The following is a 25,223-nucleotide window of genomic DNA, read 5'->3' on the forward strand; positions in this document are numbered from 1 at the left end:
AATTATTGTCACTAAAAATGAAACATAACTTTTCCGCTTAAACCAAACAGACACTGTAATCCCAAATCGGATCACAGTGTCTGTTTGCCTTAATGTTAGCCATTAAAAGCATCTTTTATCTTATTAAAGAAATTACTATCTTTTTCTTTAACTTTATCGCCACCAGCTTCAGCGAATTGCTTCAAAGCACTACGTTGTTCACCTGACAACTTACGAGGTGTAACGATATTAACTGTAACTTTTTCGTCACCGATACTCTTGCTGTTTAGAACCGGAGCACCTTTACCACGAAGTCTGAATGTCGTACCTGTTTGAGTACCACTTGGGATATTCAATTGAACAGGTCCATGAACTGTGTTGACCTTGATATCATCACCTAATGTAGCTTGTGGGAAACTGATATTTACTGAAGCGTAAATTGTAGATCCATCACGTCTAAACTCCTTACTTGGAGCAACGTGAAAGACGATGTATAAGTCACCATAAGGTCCACCGTTAGTTCCGGCTTCACCTTGACCATCAAGATGCATTTGTTGTCCATCTTCAACACCAGCTGGAACAGTAACCTTAAGTTCGTGCTTCTCGTTTACCTTACCTGAACCATGGCAAATGTTGCACTTTTCTTTGATTTCTTTACCAGTACCATTGCAGACATCACAAACAACTCTTGTACGCATACGGCCAAGTGGAGTTTGACGATCGACTTCAACAAAACCAGAACCATGACACTTCGAACATGTTTCAGGATGTGTGCCCGGCTTTGCACCAGAACCATCACAAGTTGAACATTCTTCTTCACGATTGTAGGAAATGTTAGTCTTCTTACCGAAAACTCCCTCTTCAAAGGTTAAATCCATGCGATATTGTAAGTCGGAACCTTGTCTTGGGGCATTAGGATTTTGACGAGCAGCACCGCCGCCACCAAAGAATTGGCTGAAAATATCTTCAAAACCACCAAATTGATCACCGCCAGCTCCGCCATTGAAGCCGCCAAATCCACCTTGACCACCATTCATACCAGCAGAACCATATTGATCATATTGAGCACGTTTTTGCGGGTCTTTTAATATTTCGTAGGCTGCATTAACTTCTTTAAACTTATCTTCAGCATCAGACGCCTTATTCAAGTCAGGATGATACTTCTTAGAAAGTTTTCGGAATGCCTTTCTTATATCGTCATCAGAAGCGTTCTTATCAACGCCGAGTACGTCATATGGATTTTTATCTGCCATTAAATCACCTTTATGTAATAGGACTAAATGTCTTATTCCTTTTTAACGCTCAAAAGAGCAGTTATTATTTTTACTATACCATAATTGGTTTTAGTAATTAAACCACTGCCCTTTATCACAAATATTATTTCTTATCTTTATCAGGATCTACTTCTGAAAAGTCGCCATCAACGGTGTTGTCATCTTTTGACTTCTTGTCATCAGTTGCACCAGTTGCGCCTTCAGCAGCACCTTTAGCTTGTTGTTCTTCTTGGGCCTTTTGATAAAGTTTAACAGATAGGTCTTGAACGATCTTATTCAAATCGTCACGTTTCTTCTTCATGTCTTCAAGGTCACCAGAGTCTTGAGCTTTCTTCAAAGCATCACGAGCATCTTGAGCTTTCTTGATTTCATCGTCAGAAACTTTACCCTTAACGTCTTTTAGAGTCTTGTCAGTAGCGAATAATGTTTGTTCAACGTCATTCTTAACATCGACTTCTTCCTTACGTTTGTTATCTTCTTCTTCGTGTTCCTTGGCTTCTTTCATCATCTTGTCGATTTCTTCATCGCTCAAGCCTGATGAACTCTTGATAGTAATCTTTTGTTCCTTGTTTGTACCCATATCTTTGGCAGAAACATTAACAATACCATTCTTATCGATATCGAATGTAACTTGGATCTGAGGTACGCCACGAGGTGCAGCAGGAATATCTGTCAATTGGAAACGACCTAAGGTCTTGTTATCGCCAGCCATTGAACGTTCACCTTGTAGAACATGGATATCAACAGCATTTTGATTATCAGCAGCAGTTGAAAATACTTGTGACTTACTTGTTGGGATAGTTGTATTTCTATCGATCAACTTAGTGAAGACGCCACCCATTGTTTCGATACCAAGTGACAATGGTGTAACATCAAGTAAAACAACATCCTTAACATCACCAGAGATAACACCACCTTGAATAGCAGCACCTAAAGCAACTGCTTCGTCAGGGTTGATTGAGTGATCTGGGGCTTTGCCAGTCCATTTAGCAACAGCATCTTGAACGGCAGGAATACGTGTTGAACCACCATTTAGGATAACTTTGTCAATATCAGCATTTGTCAAATTGGCATCCTTCAAAGCATTGTCAACTGGAACCTTTGTTCTTTCAACAAGATCAGCTGTCAATTCATCGAACTTAGCACGTGTCAAAGTTTCTTCCAAGTGAAGTGGTCCATTGGCACCTGATGAGATAAATGGAAGACTGATTGATGTTTGTGCAACACCTGATAAGTCTTTTTTAGCTTTTTCAGCGGCATCCTTCAAACGTTGTAAGGCCATCTTGTCTTGTCCCAAATCAACGCCATTCTTAGCCTTGAATTGTTCAACTAACCAGTCGATGATCTTTTGATCAAAATCATCACCACCAAGACGTGTATCACCATTTGTTGAAAGTACTTCGAAGACACCATCGCCTAATTGAAGTACAGAAACATCAAAGGTACCACCACCAAGGTCATAAACAAGGATTTTTTCATCACCCTTATCGTTATCAAGACCATAAGCAAGTGCTGAAGCTGTTGGTTCGTTAACGATACGTTGAACGTTCAAACCAGCAATTTTACCAGCATCTTTAGTAGCTTGTCTTTGTGAATCGTTGAAGTATGCAGGAACTGTAATAACAGCATCTGTAACATCTTCACCTAAGTAATCTTCTGAGAACTTCTTGATATGTTGCAAAATGAATGCTGAAATTTCTTGTGGTGTGTATGACTTGCCGGCAACATCAACTTTGTAACCTGCTTCACCCATGTGACGCTTGATTGATGAAACTGTATCAGGGTTAGTGATTGCTTGTCTCTTTGCAACTTCACCAACTTGAATTTCACCATCTTTGAAAGCAACAACTGAAGGAGTTGTTCTTGCGCCTTCTGGATTAGTAATAATCTTTGGAGAGCCACCTTCTAGAACAGCTACAGCAGAGTTTGTAGTACCCAAATCAATACCAATAACTTTAGACATAAACCTAAACCTCTTTTATTTTTTTTATATTTATTAATTATCTTTTATTGTGCAACGACAACCATTGCTGGACGAAGCACACGATCTTCAAGTTTATAACCTTTTTGAAGAACCTGTACCACAGTATCTTTAGCATGCTTATCATCGGCTGGAACGGTTTGAACAGCTTGACTAAAGATTGGATCAAATTTCTCACCAACATTGTCGATAACTGTCACATGATTATTTTCAAATGCTTTAACCATGTGTTGTTGAACCATTTCAATACCTTTTTTCAGTTGTTTGCTGGCATCATCGTCAGCTTTAACACCCAAGGCACGTTCAAGATTATCCAAAACAGGTAGAATCTCTGTCGCCAATTTTTGACCGTCATATTTAAGGATGTCAGCAACTTCCTTACTGTGACGCTTATTCATGTTTTGCATTTCTGCTTGGCTTCTTAGAAGATTATCCTCTAAGTCAGAATTCTTTTTCTTCAAATCCGCAATTTCTTTATCTTTCGGATCGATTTTCTTAGCCTGTTCAGTTTTAGTTGACTTTGCATCAGTCTTTGGAGCTGCTTCCTTTTTAGAAGTCTTCAAATCCTGGTCTGTTTCTTTATCTGCCATTACTTCCTCCTAAAAATTTCAAGAATCATCATACCTTGAATAATAATCAATTAGTCTTTTGGCTAATTCAACTCTAAATTCTCCAAGTAAACCAATCAATTGTGAATAATGCATTGTTTGTGGACCTAGCAAAGCAATAACGCCTTTACCATGATGTCCAACATCATAATTAGCAGTTATGATACTGTAATTTTTCAATGCATCACTCCCAAGTTCACTACCTAGACGAACACGAATGCCGTCGTCAGCAATACTTGGATCGAGTAGTTTTCTTAAATCAGTACTTTGATTCATGATTGAGAATAACGATTGAACTTGCGATAAATCCTCATTGTTTGCATAATTCAAAAGATTCAATTGTCCATCAACATAATACTTCTCGGCACCAGCCTTTTTGAAAAGCTGATCCATCATATCCAACAAACCGTCGGATGAGTACATGTACTCTGAAAGAATTGCTGGCACATCGGTATGTAACATTTGAATAACCCTTGGTAGCGGTTGCCCGACTAACTTGTCGTTCACGATGTTAACAATTTTTTCAATTAAAGAAGTATCAAAATCATCATCAATTGTATAAATATTATTCTCAACATTATTATCGCTTGTAACAATGATTGCCATAAGTTGATGTGGATTCAAGGGAACAATTCTAAAACCCGTTAAAAGGATCGAACTGCTCTCTGGACCCAAAGTAATAGCTGTGTAACTGGTCAGATGAGATAGGATCTTGGCAGATTGTTCAATAATATCATCAATTTGGTGATATGTTTTGCCAAAATCATCGTCAATTCTCTGCGCGATATCTTGAGGTACGCTCGTAGGCTGTACTAAATGATCAAGATAATAGCGGTATCCCATCGCTGAAGGAATTCTACCAGAAGAAAGATGAGTTTTCTCGAGATAACCAACTTCTTCTAGCATTGCCATTTCGTTTCTGATTGTCGCAGAACTTACATGGAAAGGTAATTCATTCATCAATGTCTTCGAACCAACCGGCTGGCCGGTATCTGTAAATATGCGCACGACTTCTCTCAAGATTGCATCTTGACGTTGTGATAGCATTATACCGTCCTCCTTTTTAGCACTATTCATACCTGAGTGCTAACAATGTAAAATATAACAATCTATCCTATTAGTGTCAAGTATGCACGCTCATTTTTTCTATTTTTTCAGTGATTATTTTAAAAATAGCACTCTATGGTAAAATTTAGGAAAAATCAATTTAATTCGAGGTAAATTATGCTGAATCAAATTATCGGTGTGAAATTTTTGACTGCCAGATCATATGATGAACTTCTCGAAAAGCCATGGGAAAGTTTAATATCTGGAAACCAATACAGTTATGTTAGTCGTGATTTAAAGGTTGCAATTGGCGATTTAGTTATCGTTCCAAACTCTGGCTATAATGACACTGCAGTCGTACCTGCCATTATAACCGAGGTAGATATCAATGAAAACTCCGACCGCGCTACTCGTCCAATATTGGCAGTTATTACCAAAGAACAAATTATTCAACGTGAGGGACAAGCATATGGGGTTCACAAAGAGCTAATCAATCGCGAGCTTATTTTTAAACAGTTAAACAAAGCTTATGATCAAGCAGTAAGAATGGAGCAAATTAAAAAGATGTCAAAAACTAATCCGACAATTGCTGCTCTCTTAAATGAATTGCATAAGCAAGACAAAATTTTAGATAAACATCGCGCACTGCCAAAAACTCAAATTACTCGAGCCATTGATTCTCATTTGTTCTAAATAACTCGTCATGTTAAGTTAAATATGCTCTCAGCTCTGGAAACGGCATACTTAACTAAACTTCCAACCTTTAATTTCTTAAAAAACTGATTCAATGAATATTTTATATAATTAGCAATAAGAAAAGAAGTCATTTTTTACTTGAAAAATTTTTAAGTAAAAAATGACTTCTTTTTATAAATCTTAATTAAACTTGTTTGATTTAACTGAAGGTTGAAAGATGAAAAATTAATCTAACGATTACTATTACAGGTCTAGAGCTAATTTATTTAAATACTCAGACATCTTCATTTTATTGTTCCGGCTATTAAAAAAATAAACTAGTTGGAAGAGCTGAGAGTATTCAATTGCTGCGCGGAACGGCTCGAGCCAAAGAGCGAACTCGTTCCTCGGTTGAAGCCTCGCAAAAACCGCGAGTCTTCAACACGTCCGGTGGTGTAATTGCTGAAGCAATAACGCCACTTTCGCTGCAAATGAATACTCTCAGCTCTGGAAATGACATACTTAACTAAACTTTCGACCTTTAGTGATTTAATGCTTGAAAGTATCTCATGTTTTGCTCAACATTTATTTTTTAAAGCCTTAATAGAATTTTCTTTATCCAATTCCAATTGCTTAACTAAACCTTCAGCATCATCAAATTTAACTTCACCACGTAAATAGCGAACCCATTCGATTGCAACGTGTTTACCATAAATATCTTGATTGAAATCAAAAATATTAGTTTCGATTGTTACACCAGTATTCTCTTTAAATGTTACGTTATAACCAACTGATGTCATTCCGTTATACCAAACTCCATCAATTTTCATACGTGTAGCGTAAACTCCAATGGCTGGAATCACTTCAGAACCATCGACTGCCAGGTTGGCTGTTGGATAACCTAATTTCCGTCCTCTTTGTAAACCATGAATTACGGTTCCTTGATTTTGATAAGTATAACCAAGAAATTCATTAGCAGTTCCGATATGTCCCTGCAAAATAAATTGTTTAATGGCACTTGATCCAATTTTTTGACCATCAATCAATTGTTCAGGAACAGTCACTGTTTCGAAACGTTCTTTCGCATAATTAGGTAAATTTTGCATGTTAGCAATATCTTTTTTGCCATAAGTATAATCAAAACCCGCCACTACAAAGCTAGCGTTGAGTCCAACCATATATTGATCAACAAAATCTTGTGGCTTTAAGTGAGCAAATTCATCAGTAAAATGAACAAAGTAGAGATAATCAACCCCCAATTGTTCCACTAATTCAGCTTTACGTTGCATAGTTGATAAATATTTAAAACCTGTCTCATGTTGATAAATCGTTCTTGGAGAACAGTCGAATGTCATTAAAACAGCTTTAAGATGATGCTTCTGAGCTAATTCGACACCAGTTTTAATGACCTTCTGATGTCCTAAGTGCACACCATCAAAGAATCCCATTATCAAGACAGTGTCACTTGCTGGGCGTTGTTGCTCTAATAACGGATGTTTAACGTTTATAATCTGCATTTTTTATCTCTTTTATTTATATTGCCGCCTTCGAGGTATGAAACCTACGGCTCTGTATCCTAAAACTAATTATTTTTCAATAACATTAAATCAGGAATCCACATATCTCTTACTTTATCATACTTGTAAAGGGCTTTCGTAACGCCACCTCTTTGAACCCGCAGTTGCTTAGATTTATCCGAATCAATAGACTCCAAGAAACCACCATGCAATACACGGACTTCCCACTCTTCATCGTTTAATTCATAACTAGGTAAATCTGCTAGGACATCATCAATGGATCTCAAAAAACTATAATCTTCGTTGTCCATCATATCCGAAATTTGACCGAGAGTGAAAGTCTCTTCAATTGGAAAACCGGCACTCTTAACGCGTGTTAATTGGGACATGAACGCTGGTAAACCAAGCATATGTCCAAACTCAACAGCTAATGTTCTGACGTAAGTTCCTTTTGAACACTTAACATGAAATCTAATAGTCTGATAACCGGTAGTTTCGTCAAAAACCGGTTCACCCATAACATGAAAGTCGTAAATATGAATATGTCTTTCTGGACGATCAACTTCAATTCCAGCTCGAGCATACTCATAAAGTTTTTTACCATTTACTCGAACCGCTGAGAACATTGGCGGAATCTGTGTCAAATCACCCGTCATTTTTTCAAAAATTGGATTTAGTTCATCAATTGTAAAAGGTTTGACTAACTTTTGCTCATCGACAGTCTCCCCTTCACGATCCTCAGTAGTCGTCGACTTGCCTAGGGTAATCTCACCCTCATACTCTTTAGGAGAGCCTGTAAGCGCATTTACAAGTTTGGTAGCTTGTCCCACACAAATTGGTAAAACTCCATTGACTAGTGGATCTAGTGTCCCTGTATGGCCAATCTTTCTTGTATGTAGTATTTTTCTTAGTTTATAAACATAATCGGAACTAGTTTGTCCGATTTCTTTATTTAATGGAATTACTCCGTCCATAATAATCTCCGTATCTGTGTAATATCATCAATAATCTTACTAGTATTTGGATAAAAAAGGTAGAGAATAATGTTATTTAGCTTCTGTAGTCTCTAGAGCTAACTCATTGTGCTAGTTAAATTCCTGAAGGTTGGAAAATTAATCTAGCCATTATTATTACAGGCTTAGAGCTAATTTATTTAAACAGCTCAAAAATCTTTGCTTTATTCTCTTTATTTTACTGTTCCGCTATTAAATCAATAAACTAGTTGGAAGAGCTGAGAGTATTCATTTTGCAGCGAAAGTGGCGTTATTGCTTTAGCAATTACACCACCGGGCGTGTTGAAAACTCGCGGTTTTTGCGAGGTTTCAACCGAGGTTCGAGACCGCACTTTGGCTCGGGCCGTTCCGCGCAGCAATTGAATACTCTCAGCTCTGGAAGCGGCATACGGCATACTTAACTAAACTTTCAACCCTTAGTTAAATACAAAAGTTGGATACAAAAAAATCAGGCACCCTAGATATTTATCTATCCAGAGAAACCTGATTTTTTTATTCCAGACTAAAAACATTAATTCAATATATTAACGATTAGCCTCGTCTTGATGTAACTTAGCAATCAACTTATCAATCTTTTCACCGTAGCGAATTGATTGATCTTGCTTAAATTCCAATTCTGGAACTTTATACAGAGTCAACTTTTGGCCAAGTTCACGTCTGATCAAGCCCTTAGCTTTGTCCAAACCATCTTGTGTCTTCTCAACATCACTAGCTTTTTCAGAAAGGATGCTGTAATAGATAGTTGCTTGTTGCAAGTCACCAGTCATTTCAACACCAGTAACTGTAACACCTTGAACTCTTGGATCACGAACACGTTTTAAAAGAATGTCGTTTACTTCTTTTTGAATCTCTTGTTCCACGCGACCAATACGATGTTTAACCATATCGTACCTCCTACATTATTTAAAAACCTATTTAACGAATTGTGCTACTTCATATCATTCTTTAGACAATTTTTTCAATTACATCCCAAAATAAATATTTTTTTTAGGACCTTGAGCAATTTTATAATCAATTTACCAAAGAACACTTAGTCGGAAGAGCTGAGAAATATTTGTGGGCAGTGGAAGTGGTGTAATGGCTTTAGCCATTACACCACCGGGCGTGTTTGGAGACTTACCGGTTTGTGGTAAGGCTTCAAACCGAGGTTCGAGACCGTTTCTCAGGCTCGGACCGGTCCGCACAGCCAGTGAATATTTCTCAGCTCTGGAGACGGTATATTTAACAGAACTACTCATTACTTAAGCCAGTAATTAATTCATTATTCATCACTGCTTGATTATATCACATCATGATTTCAAAAAAATAAAGTCAGAATGTTTATTAAACATCGTGACTTTATTTTAATTATCATTTAAATTACGAGTTTATTTTACAGGAACTTCTTCCATTACGTAAGCTTCAATTTCGTCGCCAATCTTAATATCGTTGTAGTTTTCGATTGTGACTCCACATTCGAATCCTGAACCAACTTCTTTGACGTCGTCCTTGAAACGTTTAAGTGAAGCAAGCTTGCCTTCGTAGACGACAACGCCATCACGAACAAGTCTGACACCACTTTCACGTTGAATCTTACCACTATCAACGAAACAACCGGCAATTGTACCAATCTTAGAAACATTGTATGTTTCACGGACTGTAAGATTACCAATAATCTTTTCTTCATAGACAGGTTCAAGCATACCCTTCATGGCTGCTTCAATCTCATCGATAGCCTTGTAAATAACTCTGTGTAGACGAATATCAACATTTTCATCCTTAGCTTGAACTTTAGCTTGAGCTGTTGGACGAACATTAAATCCAATGATGATAGCATTACTTGCAGAAGCAAGGTTAACATCACTTTCAGTAATAGCACCAACGGCAGAATGGATAATATTGACACGAACGCCCTTAACTTCGATCTTCTTCAAACTTCCGGCAATGGCTTCAGCAGAACCTTGTACATCGGCTTTAATAATAACGTCGACTTGTTTAAGTTCTCCTTCTTTCATTGTTTCGAATAAGTTGTCAAGTGTAACAGGATTTGTGTTTTGACGTTCCTTTTGAAGGGCACGACTAGCACGTTCCTCACCAGCTGCACGAGCAGTCTTTTCATCATCAAAGACAACAAACTTATCAGCTGATTCTGGCACATCATTTAAACCAGTAACTTCGACTGGTTCTGAAGGCTTAGCAGCTTCAATGTCTTTACCATTGTAGTTAGTCATAGTTCTAACACGACCGAAGGTATTACCAACAACGATTGGATCTCCAACATGTAATGTACCTTGTTGTACAAGCAATGTAGCAACAGGTCCACGGCCCTTATCCAACTTAGCTTCGATAACAGTACCGATAGCCTTTTGTTCAGGGTTAGCTTTCAATTCCAAAACATCAGATTCAAGCAAGATCATTTCCAGCAGTTCATCGATGTTTGTTCCCATTTTGGCAGAAATGTTAACAAAAATTGTATCCCCACCATAACTTTCTGGAACAAGGTCATATTTCATAAGTTCTTCAGTAACGTGTTGTGGATTAGCACCCGGCTTATCGATCTTATTGATAGCTACGATGATAGGGTCATTTGCAGCCTTAGCATGGTTGATAGCTTCAATAGTCTGTGGCATAACACCATCGTCAGCTGCAACAACTAGGATAACGATATCAGTAATATCAGCACCACGAGCACGCATATTTGTAAAGGCAGCATGTCCTGGAGTATCCAAGAATGTAATCAATCTGTCCTTAAGACGTACTTGATAAGCACCAATATGTTGAGTGATACCACCAGCTTCACCAGCAGTAACATGTGTATGTCTCAAATGATCAAGCAAAGTAGTCTTACCATGATCAACGTGACCCATGATAGTAACAACGGGTGGACGTGTAACAAGGTTTTCAGCATTGTTAGCTTCAGCATCGAAGTACTTGTCAATATCGGCAACATCTTCTTGAACCTTTTCTTCAGCCTTAATACCATAATCTTCAGCTAACAATTCAATAGTATCTTTATCTAATGACTTGTTTTGGTTGATCATAATACCAAGCATGAATAGCTTCTTAACTAATTCAGCAGGTTCTCTGTGAAGTAACTTACCAATATCTTGAGCGTTCATACCAACTGAGTAAACAAGTGTTTCTGGCAATGGACGTTCTTTTCTTTGTGGCATTGGCTTTCTAGGTTCGGTACGTTGACGTTGTTGACGCTTGCGTTCCTTCTTCTTACGACGACTACCAAATGGATTGGCAAGGTTCGTCTTATGGCCAAAGTCACGGTTATTGTTAGTTGGTTTTTGCTTCTTGTATTCTGGTTTTGGAACTTCAACATGAGCTACAGTTGACTTTGGAGTCTCCTTAGCCTTTGCAGCTGCATTGTTGTTATTGTTTGGTCTTCTGTTTTGATTATTATTTTGGCTATTGTTGTTACGGTTATTGCTATTGGTATTGTTATGGTTGTTATTATTGTTTCTGTTAAAGCGGCTTTGGTTTTCACCATTGCTTGTATTAGGACGGTGATTGTTCTGATTATTTCTATGAGCATTATCGCTACTATTATTGTTGCGATTATTATTAGGACGGCTATTGTTACTTCTAGTTGGATGACTAGGAATACGACTTGCATCAGCAATATTTGTCTTAAATTGTTCTAGATACTTATTACCCGCACTTTGTGTTGGACGTGGTGCTTGTGCTTGAGTATTGTTAGAACGATCACGTCGGTTATTGTTGTTACGGTTGCGATTATCACGTGATTGTGAATTGCGGTTATTGTTGTTGTTACGATTATTTGGATTGTTGCGATTATCGTTACTACGGTTATCACGTGATGGGGTGTTGCGGTTATCTGTTCTATTGTTATTACTATTAGCATTAGCAGTAGTGTTGTTATTACGATGGTTAGTATTCGTATTATTATTGCTGCCTGGACGATTACCATTGGATGTGTGATTGTTGTTGCGATGGTCAAAGTGACCGTTACCCTTATTAGCATCTCTTCTTACAGCAGTAATCTTGATCTTAGTTTTATGATCACCAGAGTTACGATTACTACCTTCATGTTTTTCACCGGCTTTTGCAGGTTGTGCAGGTTTTGATTGCGTAGCTTGTTGATGTGAAACAGGCTTAGCTGCTGGTTTTGTTACAGACTTAACTGGGGCCTTTGCAGGAGCTGGTTTACCACCCTTTAAATCACTTACAATCTTCTTTTCTGCGCCTTCATCTACTGATGACATATGGTTCTTAACATCAATGCCCAATTTACTGGCGGCATCTAGTACTACTTGGTTATCAACACTATTTTCTTTTGCAATAGTATAAATTCTTTTTTTGACCATCCTATCACTCTCCTTAATTGTCCATAAATTCTTTTAACCTTTTAGCAAATCCAAGATCTGTTATTCCCATAACTTTTCTGTCTTTTCCAATAGCTGTTTTTATATTGCTACTATTTATTGTATCTACCACAGGTACATTATAATAACTTGCCTTGTTGTGCAAATCTTTTTTTGTCCGTGGACTACAATCCGAAGCTATAATCACCAATTTAACTTCACCATTACGAATGCCATTAATTGTTAATTCAGTTCCACTAATAACTTTGCGTGCTCTGACAGCAATACCTAAAAAATTCAAGAAAGATTTCATTAATGTTTCTTACCTAAATCTCCGAAAAGATCCATTCTAGCTTTCTGATGATCGACAAAGTCGAATAATTCATCATAAAAAGTTTCTGGTACTGCATGTGAGAAGACTTTTTCTAAAGATTTTTTTGACTTTGCATTTTTAATGGCTTCGGGATCCAGGCCAACATAAGCACCGCGACCGGGCTTTTTTCCGGTAGGATCAATTGAAACGTTGCCTTCTTTATCTTTGACAATTCTTACCATTTCTCTTTTAGGATACATCTTGTTTGTCAAAATATCTTTACGCATTGGTATCTTACGAGTTGCCAAGTCCATCACCCCTTTTTACTTTTCTGAGTCAGTTGAATCAGTTGTATCTGTGTCAGTTGCATCATCGTCTGAATCGTCATTTGAATCTTCGGCTGCTGGATTCTTTGCATCATCCGCATTCGCCGCATTTTCACGTGTCTTTTCAATATCGATTTTACCACTCTCAACATCAGCAAGACTTACATCTTGATCATTGTCATCCACAAATTCAACTTGTGATTCGGGTTTGATATCGATCTTGTAGCCAGTTAACTTAGCAGCCAAACGCGCATTTTGACCCTTTTTACCAATTGCTAAAGACAAATGATAGTCAGGAACGATAACGATACATTGTTTCTTGTCGTCATCATCAAATTGAACAGCGATAACTTCGGCAGGATTCAAAGCGTTAGCAATGAAGTCAACTGGATCATCAACATAAGGTACAACGTCAATGTTTTCACCGTTTAATTCATCAACAACTGCTTGAACACGGGCACCCTTTGGTCCAACACATGTACCAACTGGATCAACATCAGGATTGTCCGATTTAACAGCAATCTTAGTTCTGTCTCCAGCTTCACGAGCGATTGAAACAATTTCAACTGTTCCGTCATAAATTTCAGGAACTTGTTGTTCAAACAAACGCTTTACCAAACCTGGATCAGTTCTAGAAACAAAGACTTGAGGACCCTTTGTAGCATTCTCAACTTTAGTAACGTAAACACGAATTCTATCACGAGAATTGTACGTTTCTCCTGGCATTTGGTCAGACTTTGGCATAACTGTTTCAATACGACCATAAGTTATATAGACATATCTACTGTCACTTCGCTCAACCGTACCCTGAATAATTTCATGTTCATATTGGCTATATTCATTATAGATGATATCACGTTCAGCTTCACGAACTCTTTGCATGATAACTTGTTTAGCAGTTTGGGCAGCAATCCGTCCAAAATCTTTAGGCGTCACTTCTTCTTTGATATGATCGCCGATTTCATAACCCCTACTCTTTTTTTGTGCATCTTCAAGGCTAATTTCTAAACGATCATCAGCAACTTCTTCAACAACTTCTTTAACTGCATAAACATGTATATTACCCTTTTTGGCGTCAAATTCAACATCAACGTTTTGGGCCTGGTTGTAATTTCTTTTATAAGCAGCTACTAGAGCGGCTTCGAGTGATTCAATCACATATTCTTTTTTAATACCCTTTTCGCTTTCAAGCGCGTCGAGAGCCTCAACCATTTCTTTACTCATGATTTTCTCCTTAGAATTCGATTGCAAGTCGAAGCTTAGCAATGTTGTCGCGGCTAATTTCTACTTGTTTCTTTAAATTCTTAACTTTAACAATCAAATTTATCTTGTCATCTGTTACTTCACTCAATGTTCCTTCAAAAGCTTTTTGACCATCTTGTTTTTGATATAGAGAAGCATGAATATAATCATCCACATAATCAGAAAGACTTTCATCATTCTTCAATGGACGTTCGGCACCTGGAGATGAGACCTCTAGGTAATATGCTGGATCAATTGGATTCAGTTCGTCCAATTTTTCTCCGTATTCTTCACTGATAACCGCACAGTCATCAATGTTGATGCCGCCTTTTTTATCAGCATAAACTCTTAAATACCAATCTCCACGTTCGTGGACGAATTCTAGATCAACTAAGAAAAAATCATGTTTATCTAAAATTGGCTGTAAAATGGCTTTTAATTCTTCAACTTTTGTATCCAAGGACATTCCTCCAAAGTAATTCGGCAATAAAAAGAGTGAGCATCTCTGCTCACTCATTAATCAATAATTAACTAGTAGTTAATTTAACATATATTACTATTTAAATCAACTTATAACAACCATAACTAGAATAATGATAGTTGATTTTCTTCAGGCATCCCATCTAATGCATGATTTTCAGTCATATATTCAATAACTGTCTTCGAAACCTTACCACGTGTACTCAAATCTTGTTTAGATAAAAACGGTTTTTCTTCACGAGCAGCAATGATTTGTTTAGCAACGTTATCGCCCAGACCAGGAATGGCATTGAATGGTGCTAAAAGTGTTTTATCATCAATAATCTTGAACTCAAACGCATCGGATTTTTCGATATCTACCATCTTGATTTTAAAGCCACGTTCTAAACATTCATTAGCTAATTCTAATACAGTCAACAAATTCTTTTCTTTTGTTGAAGCGTCCATCCCTTTATCATTGATAGCCTTCATCGCTGATTTGACGGCGTCTTTACCAGTTGTCATCGAAACAAGGTCAAAATCATCAGCACGAACTGTGAAGTAAGCACTGTAATAATAAAGTGGATAGTGAACTTTAAAGTAAGCAATTCGAAGTGCCATGATAATGTAAGCCGTTGCATGGGCTCGAGGGAACATGTACTTGATTTTCAAACAAGAATCAATGTACCAATCCGGAACTTCAGCATCCTTCATGGCTTGCTTCCAGTCATCAGGAATACCACGTCCCTTACGAACATGCTCCATAATTTGGAAAGCCATCTGTGAATCCATACCATAGTGGATCAAATCCATCATGATATTATCACGACAACCGATAACTTCCTTCAGAGTAACAATACCTTTATCAATCAACTCTTCTGCATTTCCTAACCACACGTCAGTACCATGTGAAAGTCCTGAGATTTGCAGCAATTCAGCAAATGTTGTTGGATGAGTTTTTTCAAGCATGCCTCGAACAAAACGCGTACCGAATTCTGGAACGCCTAATGTACCAGTCTTTGAAAAGATTTGTTCCGGCGTAACTCCCAGAGAATCAGTGCTTCTGAAAAGCTCCATAACTTCAGGATCTTTAACGGGCAATGTCTTAGGGTCTATTCCTGACAAATCTTGTAACATACGAATCATCGTAGGATCATCATGTCCCAAAATATCAAGTTTTAAAATATTATCATGGATTGAATGGAAATCAAAGTGAGTTGTCTTCCAAAGAGCCGACTGATCATCAGCTGGAAACTGAATAGGTGTGAAATCAAAGATGTCCATGTAATCAGGAACAACAATGATTCCGGCCGGATGTTGACCTGTCGTTCGCTTAACACCAGTGGAACCAATAGCTAAACGTTCAACTTCAGCATTACGGAGATTTTTACCAGTTAGCTCTTGATAATTCTTCACGTAACCAAATGCTGTTCGATCGGCAATCGTACCGATAGTACCAGCACGGAACACGTGATCTTCACCAAACAATACTTTCGTATAATTATGCGCTACTGGTTGGTAGTCACCTGAGAAGTTCAAATCAATATCAGGGACCTTATCACCTTTAAAACCAAGGAAAGTTTCGAACGGAATATCCTGACCATCTTTTTCTAATTCAGTCCCACATTTAGGACAATTTTTATCAGGTAAATCATATCCTGAACCAACTTCACCTTTAGTAAAGAATTCAGAATACTTACATTTAGGACAACGATAATGTGGTGGCAAAGGATTAACTTCAGTAATTCCAGTCATGGTAGCAACGAAACTAGAACCAACGGAACCACGAGAACCAACCAAATATCCGTCTTTGTTGGACTTATAAACTAAACGTTGAGAAATCAAATAAATAACCGAGAAACCATTCCCGATAATACTCTTCAGTTCTTTATCCATCCGTTCCTGAACAATTTCAGGTAGTGGATCACCATAGAGTTCATGGGCTTTGTTCAAGGTCAAGTTCTTAATTTCATCCTCGGCACCCTCCATCTTTGGAGTATAAAGCTTATCTTTAACCGGGGAGATATCATCAAGAGAGTCCATAATTTTCTTTGGATTATCAACTATAATTTCTTGTTCAGTTGCTTCATCCATGTAATCAAATTCATCAAACATTTCATTGGTTGTTCTGAATTGAACATCAGGCAATTCGGGACGACGTCCTAAAGCGTTACTCTTAACCGCCTTGATAACGATGTCACGGTAAACTTTGTCGTGTTCGTCCAAATAATGAACATCCCCTGTTGCAAGAACCGGCTTATTCAATTCCTTACCCAACTTGACAATATTCTTTAAAATTTCTTTCAAAGCGTTTTCGTCTTTAATAATCTTAATATCAATCAAGTGTTGGTATAAAGATCGTGGCATGACTTCCAAATAATCATAATATTGTGCCAATTCACGTGTATCGTCATAACCTTTTTGCATCATACTCGTAAAAACTTCACCATTCTCACAAGCTGACCCGACGATAATACCCTCACGATATTTATTCAACATACGTCTTGGTACACGAGCTGTCCGGTAATAATATTGTGTCATTGAATAGGACACGATTTTAAACATGTTTTTCAAACCAGCCTGTGTTTTAGCAATCAAGACTGCATGTGTTGGACGAGCTTGTTTATAAGCTTCTTCTCCACCAATATTATCGTTTAATTGTTCCACATTGTTGCTACCAAATTTATCTTCTAATTCAGCGAACAACTTGTACATCAAATAACCAGTCGTCTCAGCATCAGAATCAGCTCTATGGTGATGTTCCAAAACAATATTGTAGCGTTTGGCTAATGAATCCAACTTATGATTGCGGTATTCGGAATGCAATGTTCGTGACATTTCCAAAGTATCGATAACCGGCATTGCTAAACGTTCACGTCCCATACGAGTCAAAGCGGCATTCATAAAGCCCATATCAAAGGTAACATTGTGTCCAACTAGAATATCATCACCGATAAAGTCCATAAATTCGCCAACAATAACATTTTCATCAGGCTCATTCTCAACCATTTCAGTTGTGATACTAGTCAAATTGGTAGTGATTTCGGATAACGGATGACCTGGATTGATAAATTTATCAAATCGGTCAATAACTTCGCCATCCTTCATCTTGGTAGCACCAATTTCAATAATAGAATCATAAACGGCCGATAAACCTGTTGTTTCAGTATCGAAGATCACATATTCAGACCCTTCGAGTTTTTGATCTCGTAAGTTATAGGCAATTGGATTACCTTCATCAACTAAATCAATTTCAACACCATAGGCAATCTTAACTCCGAACTTTTTACCGGCATTATACGCTTCTGGGAAGGCCTGCAAAGCCCGATGGTCGGTAATAGCAATTCCTGTTTGACCCCAATCACTAGCACGTTTGATCAAATCAGTTGCACTAGGAATAGCATCCATCTGACTCATATTAGTATGTGCATGAAATTCGATTCGTTTATTACCCTCTTCAGCAGTATCTTGTCTCGATTCATGCTTAATGATGTTAATATCCTGAGCCATAATAACCAATTCACGTGAGAAATTATCCTCTTGCACACTACCACGAACTCTGATCCAAGCACCGGTATCCAATGAATCAAAGAAAGCTTCATCATCTTCACCATTTGAAAACTTCTTGATACTGAACGATGATGTGTAATCAGTTACTTTCAAAATCAACAGTGACCGACCAGATTTAAGCTTACGGACGTCAATATCAAAGACGTATCCCTCAACAGCCTTGCCACGATCTTCTTCAATAATATCAACCATTTGGGTTATTTCTTGATCATTAGGAATCTTGCGTCCAACTTTAGAAACATTTCCAACCGGTTTGGCGGCCTTCTTCTCACTGACTTCCTTGGCTTTAGCTTGAAACTCCTTAGCCTTCTCAGCCGCAGCGGCCTTCATAGCAGCTTCTTTTTCTTGTGACTTATTCTGGTCGATATTAGTTCGAATCTTAAAGTCAGGGAAACCAAGACTGCTGTACTCGGCCTGTAGTCCATTCAACAAATTACCATCGATCACTCCGGCCATAAAATCATTTGAGACATCAAAAAAGACGTGTCCATCATCCATATAAGGCGGTGTTTGACTAATTCGGCTAATAACCATTGGTGAATTTACACCACAATCATTTAAAACATAATTCCAATAATCCTTAATATCTTTTTCCCTTAACTCAGCTCTGGTGGTAGTTATCTCAAAATTAATTTGAGCAATTCCATCAAAACTAGCTTTCAGAGCTTTGACAAAAGTCAAAAATTCATCGAATGGTAATACGTCTGTGAACTCAAAAAAGAACGTCCAACGCTTACTACTCTTATGAACCTCTAGCTTACTCAATTTTCCGTCAGCAAAGGAATCAGTTGAATTTAAGAGACTATCTAATTTAATTTGCTTAACAAGTATTTCAAAAAGTTGTTTTGTATCTGACATATTCTACCCTTCAAAAATAAAAAAAGGCCTAAGCCTCATTACTGATTCTTAAGCAATATTTTTACTGAATTTACTAATTCATCTTTACTTACTTCAATTGTTTCGCCAGTACTTCTAATCTTAAGCTCCACAATATTATCGGCGGCTTTTTTACCAACAGTGATTCGAATAGGAATACCCATTAAATCAGAGTCTGCAAATTTAACACCGGGACGTTCTTTACGATCATCAAGTAAAACATCATAACCTTCATCTTGCAACAATGTTACGAGTTCGTCACTTAATTTTCCTTGAACATCATCATTGTACTTGATTGGAACAACGTGAATTTGGTAAGGAGCCAATTGTGCTGGCCAAATGATACCATTTTCATCACTGTGTTGTTCAATAATTGCAGAGAGCAATCTTGAAATACCAATTCCGTAACACCCCATAATCAATGGATTTGATTTACCATTTTCATCCAAGAAGTTAGCACCGAGTGCTTTAGAGAACTTAGTACCCAATTTGAAAATATGACCAATTTCAATACCACGAGTAAATTTGATATGACCATGACCATCCGGAGAAGTTTCTCCCTCTTTGATAACACGGAAATCTCTAAATTCGGGCATTTCATCAGTAATATCCTCAAAATTAGCATTGATAAAGTGACGGTCTTCTTTGTTAGGACCAACAACGAAGTTAGTCAAACCAACAAGTGAACTGTCAAACAATACCTTAACCTTGTCATCGATACCCTTAGGTCCGATAAATCCGGGCACACTGTGGAAAACATCTTTGACTTCATCAGGAGTAGCTTCTCGTAGGAAGTCTGCACCTAAATAGTTTTTAATTTTAACATCATTAGCTTCGTAATCGCCACGAATCATAACCATTACTGGTTCGTCGTCAGCCATGTAAGCTACGGCCTTCATGATTCTTGCGGGTTCAACTTTTAGAAGTGCAGCTAATGTATCAATTGTGTGAACATTTGGCGTGTCTACTTCTTCAACAGATTTCTTTTCTTCAGTAGGATTCTCATCCATCTTACTTGCAGCCATTTCCAAATTAGCAGAATAATCTGATTCATCAGAATATGCAATCGTATCTTCACCGATAGGGGCAATAGCAGAAAATTCCTTCGAATCAGTTCCGCCCATAGCTCCAGCATCACCAATAATTGAACGATAGTTCAAGCCACATGCATCAAAAATATTACGGTAAGCTTGTTCCATTTGATTGAAAACAACATCCAGTTGTTCTTTATTAGCTGTAAATGAATATGCATCCTTCATCAAGAATTCACGACCACGTAACAATCCATAACGAGGACGATCTTCATCACGATACTTCATCTGCATTTGATATAAAACAAGTGGCAATTTCTTGTAACTGTTCAAGCCTTCCTTAACCACACTCGTAAATGTTTCTTCGTGGGTAGGTCCTAAAACAAATTCCCTTTCGTGACGATCCTTCATCTTGAAAAGATTGTCGCCATATGTTTCGTAACGACCACTTTCTTTCCACAAATCAGCTGGCAAAATTGCTGGCATCTGCATTTCAACAGCGTCAATTTTGCCCATTTCTTTGCGCATTAAATCCTCAAGTTTACGAATTACTGACCAAGCTAATGGCAAGTAAGCGTATACACCGGCAGAAACCTGTCTGATGTATCCCGCTCTCAACATTAATTGGTGACTGACTGCTTCAGCATCTGAAGGAGTTTGTTTTAGTGTTGGAATATATAATTTTGATTGTTTCAAGTTCTTTTATCCCCCTATTTTATAAAGAAACGCTGGATATCATTCCATGTTACAGCAACCATCAGTAGTACCAAAATTCCGACACCTATCAAGGTGATAACATTTTCATACTGTTCAGGAATTGGCTTTCTTCTAATTGCTTCCACGATATTTAATAAGATTTTTCCACCATCTAAGGCTGGGATAGGTATCAAGTTAACAATCCCCAAATTCATCGATAACATTGATGTGAACAAAATAATATTGATCAATCCTGTTGAGGCCACTTTGGAAGTCATTGAATAAATCCCAACTGGACCTGACAACTGATTAATATTAAAGCCACCGGAAACCATCTTGCCTAAGGCGTGAAAAATTGTTAATGAGGTGCTCCAGCTATACGTAAATCCATATTTAATCTTACCAAGGACAGATGAATCTAATTTAGCGGTAATTCCAATCATGCCATAACTTTGACCTGATTGTTTTACTGTCTTGGGAGTTAATTTAATTTGTTCAGTTTTTTTACCATCTTGAACATTTAACGTTACTCTTTTACCAGGATTATTTTGAATACTCTCAGTCAAAGTAGCCCAAGAGTTCGTTTTCTTCCCGTTAACGCTAAGAATCTTATCATTCGCCTTTAACCCAGCTTTTTGAGCCACAGAGTTATTTTGAACTCCGCCTAGTTGATTAGTGCCAGTACCAACTGAACCCATCATAAAAGCCGCAAGAATGGCTGCTACGATAGCCAAGATAAAGTTATTGAATGGACCAGCAAAGTTGGTGATCATTCGTTTCCAAACAGAAACTGATTGCAATTGTACATCACGAGGAGCGATTTGAACCTCAGTTCCGTCCTCTTCAACAATCGTTGCATCATGATCAACTGAATATTTTTTGGTGACAGACTCGTCGCCGTTTTCGTATCCTTCAATGATTAAATCATCGACAAGGTCAGCTTTTGAGATTTGAACTGGAACCGCGTTTGCATCATAAACTTTACTTGAAGTTATTATTTTTGTTACTTTGTCGTCATCATTCAATACTAAAGATGACATAGTTCCGGGTTGAATCTCAGAGTCATCTTCCTGAGCACCAGCCATTCGAACATAACCACCCAAAGGCAAAAGTCTCAAGGTGTATGTCGTATGATTTTTTCTGTATGCCACAATTTTAGGACCCATTCCAACAGAAAATTCCCGAACTAAAATTCCGGATTTTTTTGCTGCATAATAGTGTCCAAATTCATGAACGACCACTAAGATTCCAAAAACGATTATAAATGTAATTATCGCGGTCATTTTAACCTCCACTAGCTGTTGTTTATACTAAACCAAAAATGTGTAACAAAGGTAGCACGATCAACATGCTATCGAAACGATCCAAAATCCCACCATGACCTGGAAGGATATTTCCGGAATCTTTCACTTTATAAAATCTCTTATAGGCAGACTCAATCAAGTCACCCATTTGTCCCATAATTGAGAGCACAAAAGCAATCATCAACATTGTTGTCATTGAATACTCTTGTGGAACAAAATACATGTAGACACCGGAAAGAATCAAAGCCATGATAATTCCAGCAATGGTACCTTCCCAAGTTTTGTTAGGACTAATTGAAGGCCACAATTTGTGTTTACCAATTTTTCTACCAAAAGTATAAGCAAAAATATCAGTTGACCAAACAACAATTAAGGCATACATCAAAAGACCTAGACCAGGAGCTGAATTTCTAACGGCTGCCAAGTAATGGAAACCAGTACCAATATAAAGCATCGATACAGCTGACACACCGGCATCCTCAAAGTTAAATTTGTTTTTAGTTAAAACTGTAATGATCAATAGGATAATCGAGAACACATAAAACAAATCTAACCGTGTGAAACTTTTTGGGAACCAACCATTGTAAAAAGCATCAGGCACAACTAAGGCCAATGTTCCTAAAATAGTTACCAAAAAGTCCATTGAAACGATGATTCTTTTACGCATGATATAAACTTCAAATACACCAACTGCAGCTAAAGCTACCGCAGCAACTTCAAGCCACACTCCACCAGCAAGCAATATGGGAATAAAGATTGCTAGAGCAATAACAGCAGTGATTACACGTTGTCTCATAATTTTCCCCCAAACTAACTAAACAGAACCGTATCGACGATCTCGTCTGTCAAATTCTTTAATATCCTCAATCAAATTATCAACTGTATAGTTAGGCCAATATGCTTTATCAAAAATCATTTCTGAATAAGCTAATTGCCACAACATAAAGTTAGAGATTCTTTCTTCGCCACTTGTTCTGATCAAAAGGTCAGGGTCAGCCAAATCTCCAAGTTGACCAGTCAATAAATGATTTTCAAACATCGAGTCATCGATTTTCTCTGGATCAATTGAACCATCAACTGCCTCGATTGCCAAACTTTTAGCAGCATGCACAATTTCAGCACGACCACCATAATTAAAGGCAAAGTTGAGGATCATTCCAGTATTATCCTTTGTGTCCTCAACTGCCTTTAATACAACTTTTCTAGTTCTGTCTGGTAAATGATCCGTAAATCCAGTTACCATTACTTTAATATTTTCTTTTATCAAATCGGGCATAAATGTTCCAAAAAAATCTACTGGCAAACGCATCAAGAAGTTGACTTCTTTGCTTGGTCGGCTCCAATTCTCCGTTGAAAATGCATAGAGACTCAAAACCTTTACTCCCAAATGACTGGCTGCTGTTGCAATCGTTTTGACATTATTCATGCCTTCTTTATGTCCAGCAATACGTGGTTGACCTTTTTCTTTAGCCCAACGACCATTGCCGTCCATAATAATTGCAATGTGCTTAGGAACAGATATTTCAGGATCCAATTGTCTCTTATTATCCTCTGCCATCGAGATTAACCTTCAGTGATTTCTTTTTCTTTGGCTGCGGCCAACTTGTCAATTTCTGCAATTGCATCGTCAGTCACTTTTTGAACATCTTTTTCCAATGTATGGAATTCATCTTCAGTAATATCGCTAGCCTTTTGTTGCTTCTTTAAATCGTCCATAGCTTCACGACGAACGTTTCTAACAGCAATACGACCACCCTCGGCCTCTTTACCAACTTGCTTAGCAATTTCTTGTCTGCGTTCACCAGTAAGTTGTGGGATAACCAAACGAATAACACTACCATCATTAGCTGGATTCAAACCAAGGTCTGATGAGTTGATAGCATGTTCAATGTCATCTAGTGATGATTTGTCATAAGGTGTGATCAAAAGAACACGTGCTTCAGGAATATTGATTGAGGCAACTTGGTTCAAAGGAACATCACTACCATAGTATGAAACCATTACATTACTCAAAATTGAAGCGTTAGCTTTACCAGCACGGATGTTAGCCAATTCACGGTTTAAAACCTCAGTTGACTTCTTCATGTTTTCTTTAGCTTTGGAAATAGCTTTATTTGTCATCATTACCACCCTTTATAATTGTTCCGATATTTTCACCTTGAACAACCTTTTTAATATTTTCAGGCTTATTCAAGTTGAATACGATCAATGGAATATTGTTATCCATTGACAATGATGAAGCTGTTGTATCCATAACACCGAGATTCTTATTAATAATATCAAGTTGTGTCAATTCTGAATACTTCTTAGCATTTGGATCTTTCTTAGGATCAGCTGAGTATACACCATCAACATTGTTCTTAGCCATTAAAATAACGTCAGCTTCGATTTCAGCTGCACGCAAGACTGAAGTTGTATCAGTTGAGAAGTAAGGATTACCAGTACCACCAGCAAAGATAACTACACGACCTTTTTCAAGGTGTCTGATAGCCTTTCTTCTAATATATGGTTCAGCAACTTGACGCATCTCAATAGAAGTTTGAACGCGTGTTGGGACACCAATATGCTCTAGTCCATCTTGTAGGGCCAAACCATTCATAACAGTGGCCATCATACCCATGTAATCAGCTTGAGCACGATCCATACCCATTTCAGCACCTGTTTCTCCGCGCCAAATATTACCACCACCACAAACGATAGCTACTTGAACACCTAAGTCGTGAACACTCTTAATTTGTTCAGCTATTTTTTTGATAACTGGGGGGTTAATACCAAATCCCTTTTCTCCAGCTAATGCTTCTCCAGAAACTTTTAAAATTACTCTTTTATACTTGATATCAGGCATAAGTACTCTCCTTTAATTTTGCTACTAAATATTTTAACATATTCGCTACACTAAAATTATCTATTCACTATTTTTAAATAAAAAACGCTCGGTTACAACCCTTTATACAAAGAAAAGGTCGTTTAATTCAAAAAATTGAATTAAGCGACCTTTC

Annotated in this window: 20 protein-coding genes; 1 reads left to right on the forward strand and 19 read right to left on the reverse strand. The window is 37.6% G+C overall.

Going from position 1 to position 25,223, the window contains the following annotated elements; genetic code table 11:
* Positions 1–95: 95 nt before the first annotated feature.
* From dnaJ to hrcA, 4 genes are all read right to left on the reverse strand, one after another.
* On the reverse strand, positions 96–1,232 hold the full coding sequence (gene dnaJ, locus FFM71_RS10535) for a molecular chaperone DnaJ (protein WP_137612135.1): 1,137 nt from the start codon (positions 1,230–1,232) through the stop codon (positions 96–98).
* A gap of 124 nt (positions 1,233–1,356) precedes the next feature.
* A complete protein-coding gene (gene dnaK / locus FFM71_RS10540) occupies positions 1,357–3,216 on the reverse strand; it encodes a molecular chaperone DnaK (RefSeq protein WP_137612136.1) in 1,860 nt (619 codons plus the stop codon).
* A 44-nt stretch (positions 3,217–3,260) separates the two neighbouring features.
* On the reverse strand, positions 3,261–3,824 hold the full coding sequence (gene grpE / locus FFM71_RS10545) for a nucleotide exchange factor GrpE (protein WP_137612137.1): 564 nt from the start codon (positions 3,822–3,824) through the stop codon (positions 3,261–3,263).
* 18 nt (positions 3,825–3,842) lie between these two features.
* On the reverse strand, positions 3,843–4,889 hold the full coding sequence (hrcA, locus tag FFM71_RS10550) for a heat-inducible transcriptional repressor HrcA (protein ID WP_137612138.1): 1,047 nt from the start codon (positions 4,887–4,889) through the stop codon (positions 3,843–3,845).
* Between the two features lie 177 nt (positions 4,890–5,066).
* Between hrcA and FFM71_RS10555 the strand changes: the two genes are divergently transcribed.
* Positions 5,067–5,582, forward strand: coding sequence for a hypothetical protein (locus FFM71_RS10555; protein ID WP_137612139.1), 516 nt, complete (start codon positions 5,067–5,069; stop codon positions 5,580–5,582).
* A gap of 560 nt (positions 5,583–6,142) precedes the next feature.
* Here FFM71_RS10555 and ribF read toward each other — a convergent pair.
* The 15 genes from ribF to pyrH form a co-directional block, all read right to left on the reverse strand.
* Entirely contained in the window at positions 6,143–7,081 is a 939-nt protein-coding gene (gene ribF, locus FFM71_RS10560) for a riboflavin biosynthesis protein RibF (RefSeq protein ID WP_137612140.1), read from the reverse strand.
* A 65-nt stretch (positions 7,082–7,146) separates the two neighbouring features.
* Positions 7,147–8,055 carry a tRNA pseudouridine(55) synthase TruB gene (gene truB, locus FFM71_RS10565; RefSeq protein ID WP_137612141.1) on the reverse strand — a complete coding sequence of 303 codons (909 nt, stop codon included), beginning with the start codon at positions 8,053–8,055 and terminating at the stop codon, positions 7,147–7,149.
* A gap of 563 nt (positions 8,056–8,618) precedes the next feature.
* Complete coding sequence (gene rbfA, locus FFM71_RS10570; protein ID WP_137612142.1) at positions 8,619–8,978, reverse strand: 30S ribosome-binding factor RbfA; 360 nt, start codon at positions 8,976–8,978, stop codon at positions 8,619–8,621.
* A 483-nt stretch (positions 8,979–9,461) separates the two neighbouring features.
* A complete protein-coding gene (gene infB / locus FFM71_RS10575) occupies positions 9,462–12,410 on the reverse strand; it encodes a translation initiation factor IF-2 (RefSeq protein ID WP_137612143.1) in 2,949 nt (982 codons plus the stop codon).
* A 13-nt stretch (positions 12,411–12,423) separates the two neighbouring features.
* Positions 12,424–12,720, reverse strand: coding sequence for a L7Ae/L30e/S12e/Gadd45 family ribosomal protein (locus FFM71_RS10580; RefSeq protein WP_137612144.1), 297 nt, complete (start codon positions 12,718–12,720; stop codon positions 12,424–12,426).
* Complete coding sequence (rnpM, locus tag FFM71_RS10585) at positions 12,720–13,028, reverse strand: RNase P modulator RnpM (protein ID WP_171000547.1); 309 nt, start codon at positions 13,026–13,028, stop codon at positions 12,720–12,722. The genes FFM71_RS10580 and rnpM overlap by 1 nt, the downstream gene beginning before the upstream one ends.
* 15 nt (positions 13,029–13,043) lie before the next feature.
* On the reverse strand, positions 13,044–14,270 hold the full coding sequence (gene nusA, locus FFM71_RS10590; protein ID WP_137612146.1) for a transcription termination factor NusA: 1,227 nt from the start codon (positions 14,268–14,270) through the stop codon (positions 13,044–13,046).
* 10 nt (positions 14,271–14,280) lie between these two features.
* Entirely contained in the window at positions 14,281–14,754 is a 474-nt protein-coding gene (rimP, locus tag FFM71_RS10595) for a ribosome maturation factor RimP (RefSeq protein WP_171000548.1), read from the reverse strand.
* Between the two features lie 119 nt (positions 14,755–14,873).
* Positions 14,874–19,175 (reverse strand): PolC-type DNA polymerase III, encoded by a 4,302-nt coding sequence (locus tag FFM71_RS10600; RefSeq protein WP_137612148.1) that lies wholly within the window; start codon positions 19,173–19,175, stop codon positions 14,874–14,876.
* A 38-nt stretch (positions 19,176–19,213) separates the two neighbouring features.
* The gene (locus FFM71_RS10605) at positions 19,214–20,920 is read right to left on the reverse strand and encodes a proline--tRNA ligase (protein ID WP_137612149.1); all 1,707 of its coding nucleotides are present in this window, start codon (positions 20,918–20,920) and stop codon (positions 19,214–19,216) included.
* A 14-nt stretch (positions 20,921–20,934) separates the two neighbouring features.
* Positions 20,935–22,203, reverse strand: a complete 1,269-nt coding sequence (rseP, locus tag FFM71_RS10610) for an RIP metalloprotease RseP (RefSeq protein WP_137612150.1) — start codon at positions 22,201–22,203, stop codon at positions 20,935–20,937.
* Positions 22,204–22,225: 22 nt separating this feature from the next.
* Complete coding sequence (locus tag FFM71_RS13660; protein ID WP_223876528.1) at positions 22,226–23,020, reverse strand: phosphatidate cytidylyltransferase; 795 nt, start codon at positions 23,018–23,020, stop codon at positions 22,226–22,228.
* An 18-nt stretch (positions 23,021–23,038) separates the two neighbouring features.
* Positions 23,039–23,788 (reverse strand): undecaprenyl pyrophosphate synthase, encoded by a 750-nt coding sequence (gene uppS / locus FFM71_RS13665; protein ID WP_223876529.1) that lies wholly within the window; start codon positions 23,786–23,788, stop codon positions 23,039–23,041.
* Complete coding sequence (frr, locus tag FFM71_RS10620) at positions 23,788–24,345, reverse strand: ribosome recycling factor (RefSeq protein WP_137612181.1); 558 nt, start codon at positions 24,343–24,345, stop codon at positions 23,788–23,790. Before frr ends, uppS begins: the two co-directional genes overlap by 1 nt.
* On the reverse strand, positions 24,335–25,069 hold the full coding sequence (gene pyrH / locus FFM71_RS10625; protein ID WP_137612151.1) for a UMP kinase: 735 nt from the start codon (positions 25,067–25,069) through the stop codon (positions 24,335–24,337). Before pyrH ends, frr begins: the two co-directional genes overlap by 11 nt.
* Positions 25,070–25,223: the final 154 nt, after the last annotated feature.

This window comes from Companilactobacillus huachuanensis, assembly GCF_005404815.1.
Taxonomy (GTDB): Bacteria; Bacillota; Bacilli; order Lactobacillales; family Lactobacillaceae; genus Companilactobacillus; species Companilactobacillus huachuanensis.

What these genes read in the sequence shown, in the direction of transcription:
- dnaJ (WP_137612135.1), bottom strand. Translation starts at nt 1,232, where the DNA reads ATGGCAGATAAAAATCCATATGACGTACTCGGCGTTGATAAGAACGCT.
- dnaK (WP_137612136.1), bottom strand. Translation starts at nt 3,216, where the DNA reads ATGTCTAAAGTTATTGGTATTGATTTGGGTACTACAAACTCTGCTGTA.
- grpE (WP_137612137.1), bottom strand. Translation starts at nt 3,824, where the DNA reads ATGGCAGATAAAGAAACAGACCAGGATTTGAAGACTTCTAAAAAGGAA.
- hrcA (WP_137612138.1), bottom strand. Translation starts at nt 4,889, where the DNA reads ATGCTATCACAACGTCAAGATGCAATCTTGAGAGAAGTCGTGCGCATA.
- FFM71_RS10555 (WP_137612139.1), top strand. Translation starts at nt 5,067, where the DNA reads ATGCTGAATCAAATTATCGGTGTGAAATTTTTGACTGCCAGATCATAT.
- ribF (WP_137612140.1), bottom strand. Translation starts at nt 7,081, where the DNA reads ATGCAGATTATAAACGTTAAACATCCGTTATTAGAGCAACAACGCCCA.
- truB (WP_137612141.1), bottom strand. Translation starts at nt 8,055, where the DNA reads ATGGACGGAGTAATTCCATTAAATAAAGAAATCGGACAAACTAGTTCC.
- rbfA (WP_137612142.1), bottom strand. Translation starts at nt 8,978, where the DNA reads ATGGTTAAACATCGTATTGGTCGCGTGGAACAAGAGATTCAAAAAGAA.
- infB (WP_137612143.1), bottom strand. Translation starts at nt 12,410, where the DNA reads ATGGTCAAAAAAAGAATTTATACTATTGCAAAAGAAAATAGTGTTGAT.
- FFM71_RS10580 (WP_137612144.1), bottom strand. Translation starts at nt 12,720, where the DNA reads ATGAAATCTTTCTTGAATTTTTTAGGTATTGCTGTCAGAGCACGCAAA.
- nusA (WP_137612146.1), bottom strand. Translation starts at nt 14,270, where the DNA reads ATGAGTAAAGAAATGGTTGAGGCTCTCGACGCGCTTGAAAGCGAAAAG.
- rimP (WP_171000548.1), bottom strand. Translation starts at nt 14,754, where the DNA reads ATGTCCTTGGATACAAAAGTTGAAGAATTAAAAGCCATTTTACAGCCA.
- FFM71_RS10600 (WP_137612148.1), bottom strand. Translation starts at nt 19,175, where the DNA reads ATGTCAGATACAAAACAACTTTTTGAAATACTTGTTAAGCAAATTAAA.
- rseP (WP_137612150.1), bottom strand. Translation starts at nt 22,203, where the DNA reads ATGACCGCGATAATTACATTTATAATCGTTTTTGGAATCTTAGTGGTC.
- FFM71_RS13660 (WP_223876528.1), bottom strand. Translation starts at nt 23,020, where the DNA reads ATGAGACAACGTGTAATCACTGCTGTTATTGCTCTAGCAATCTTTATT.
- frr (WP_137612181.1), bottom strand. Translation starts at nt 24,345, where the DNA reads ATGACAAATAAAGCTATTTCCAAAGCTAAAGAAAACATGAAGAAGTCA.
- pyrH (WP_137612151.1), bottom strand. Translation starts at nt 25,069, where the DNA reads ATGCCTGATATCAAGTATAAAAGAGTAATTTTAAAAGTTTCTGGAGAA.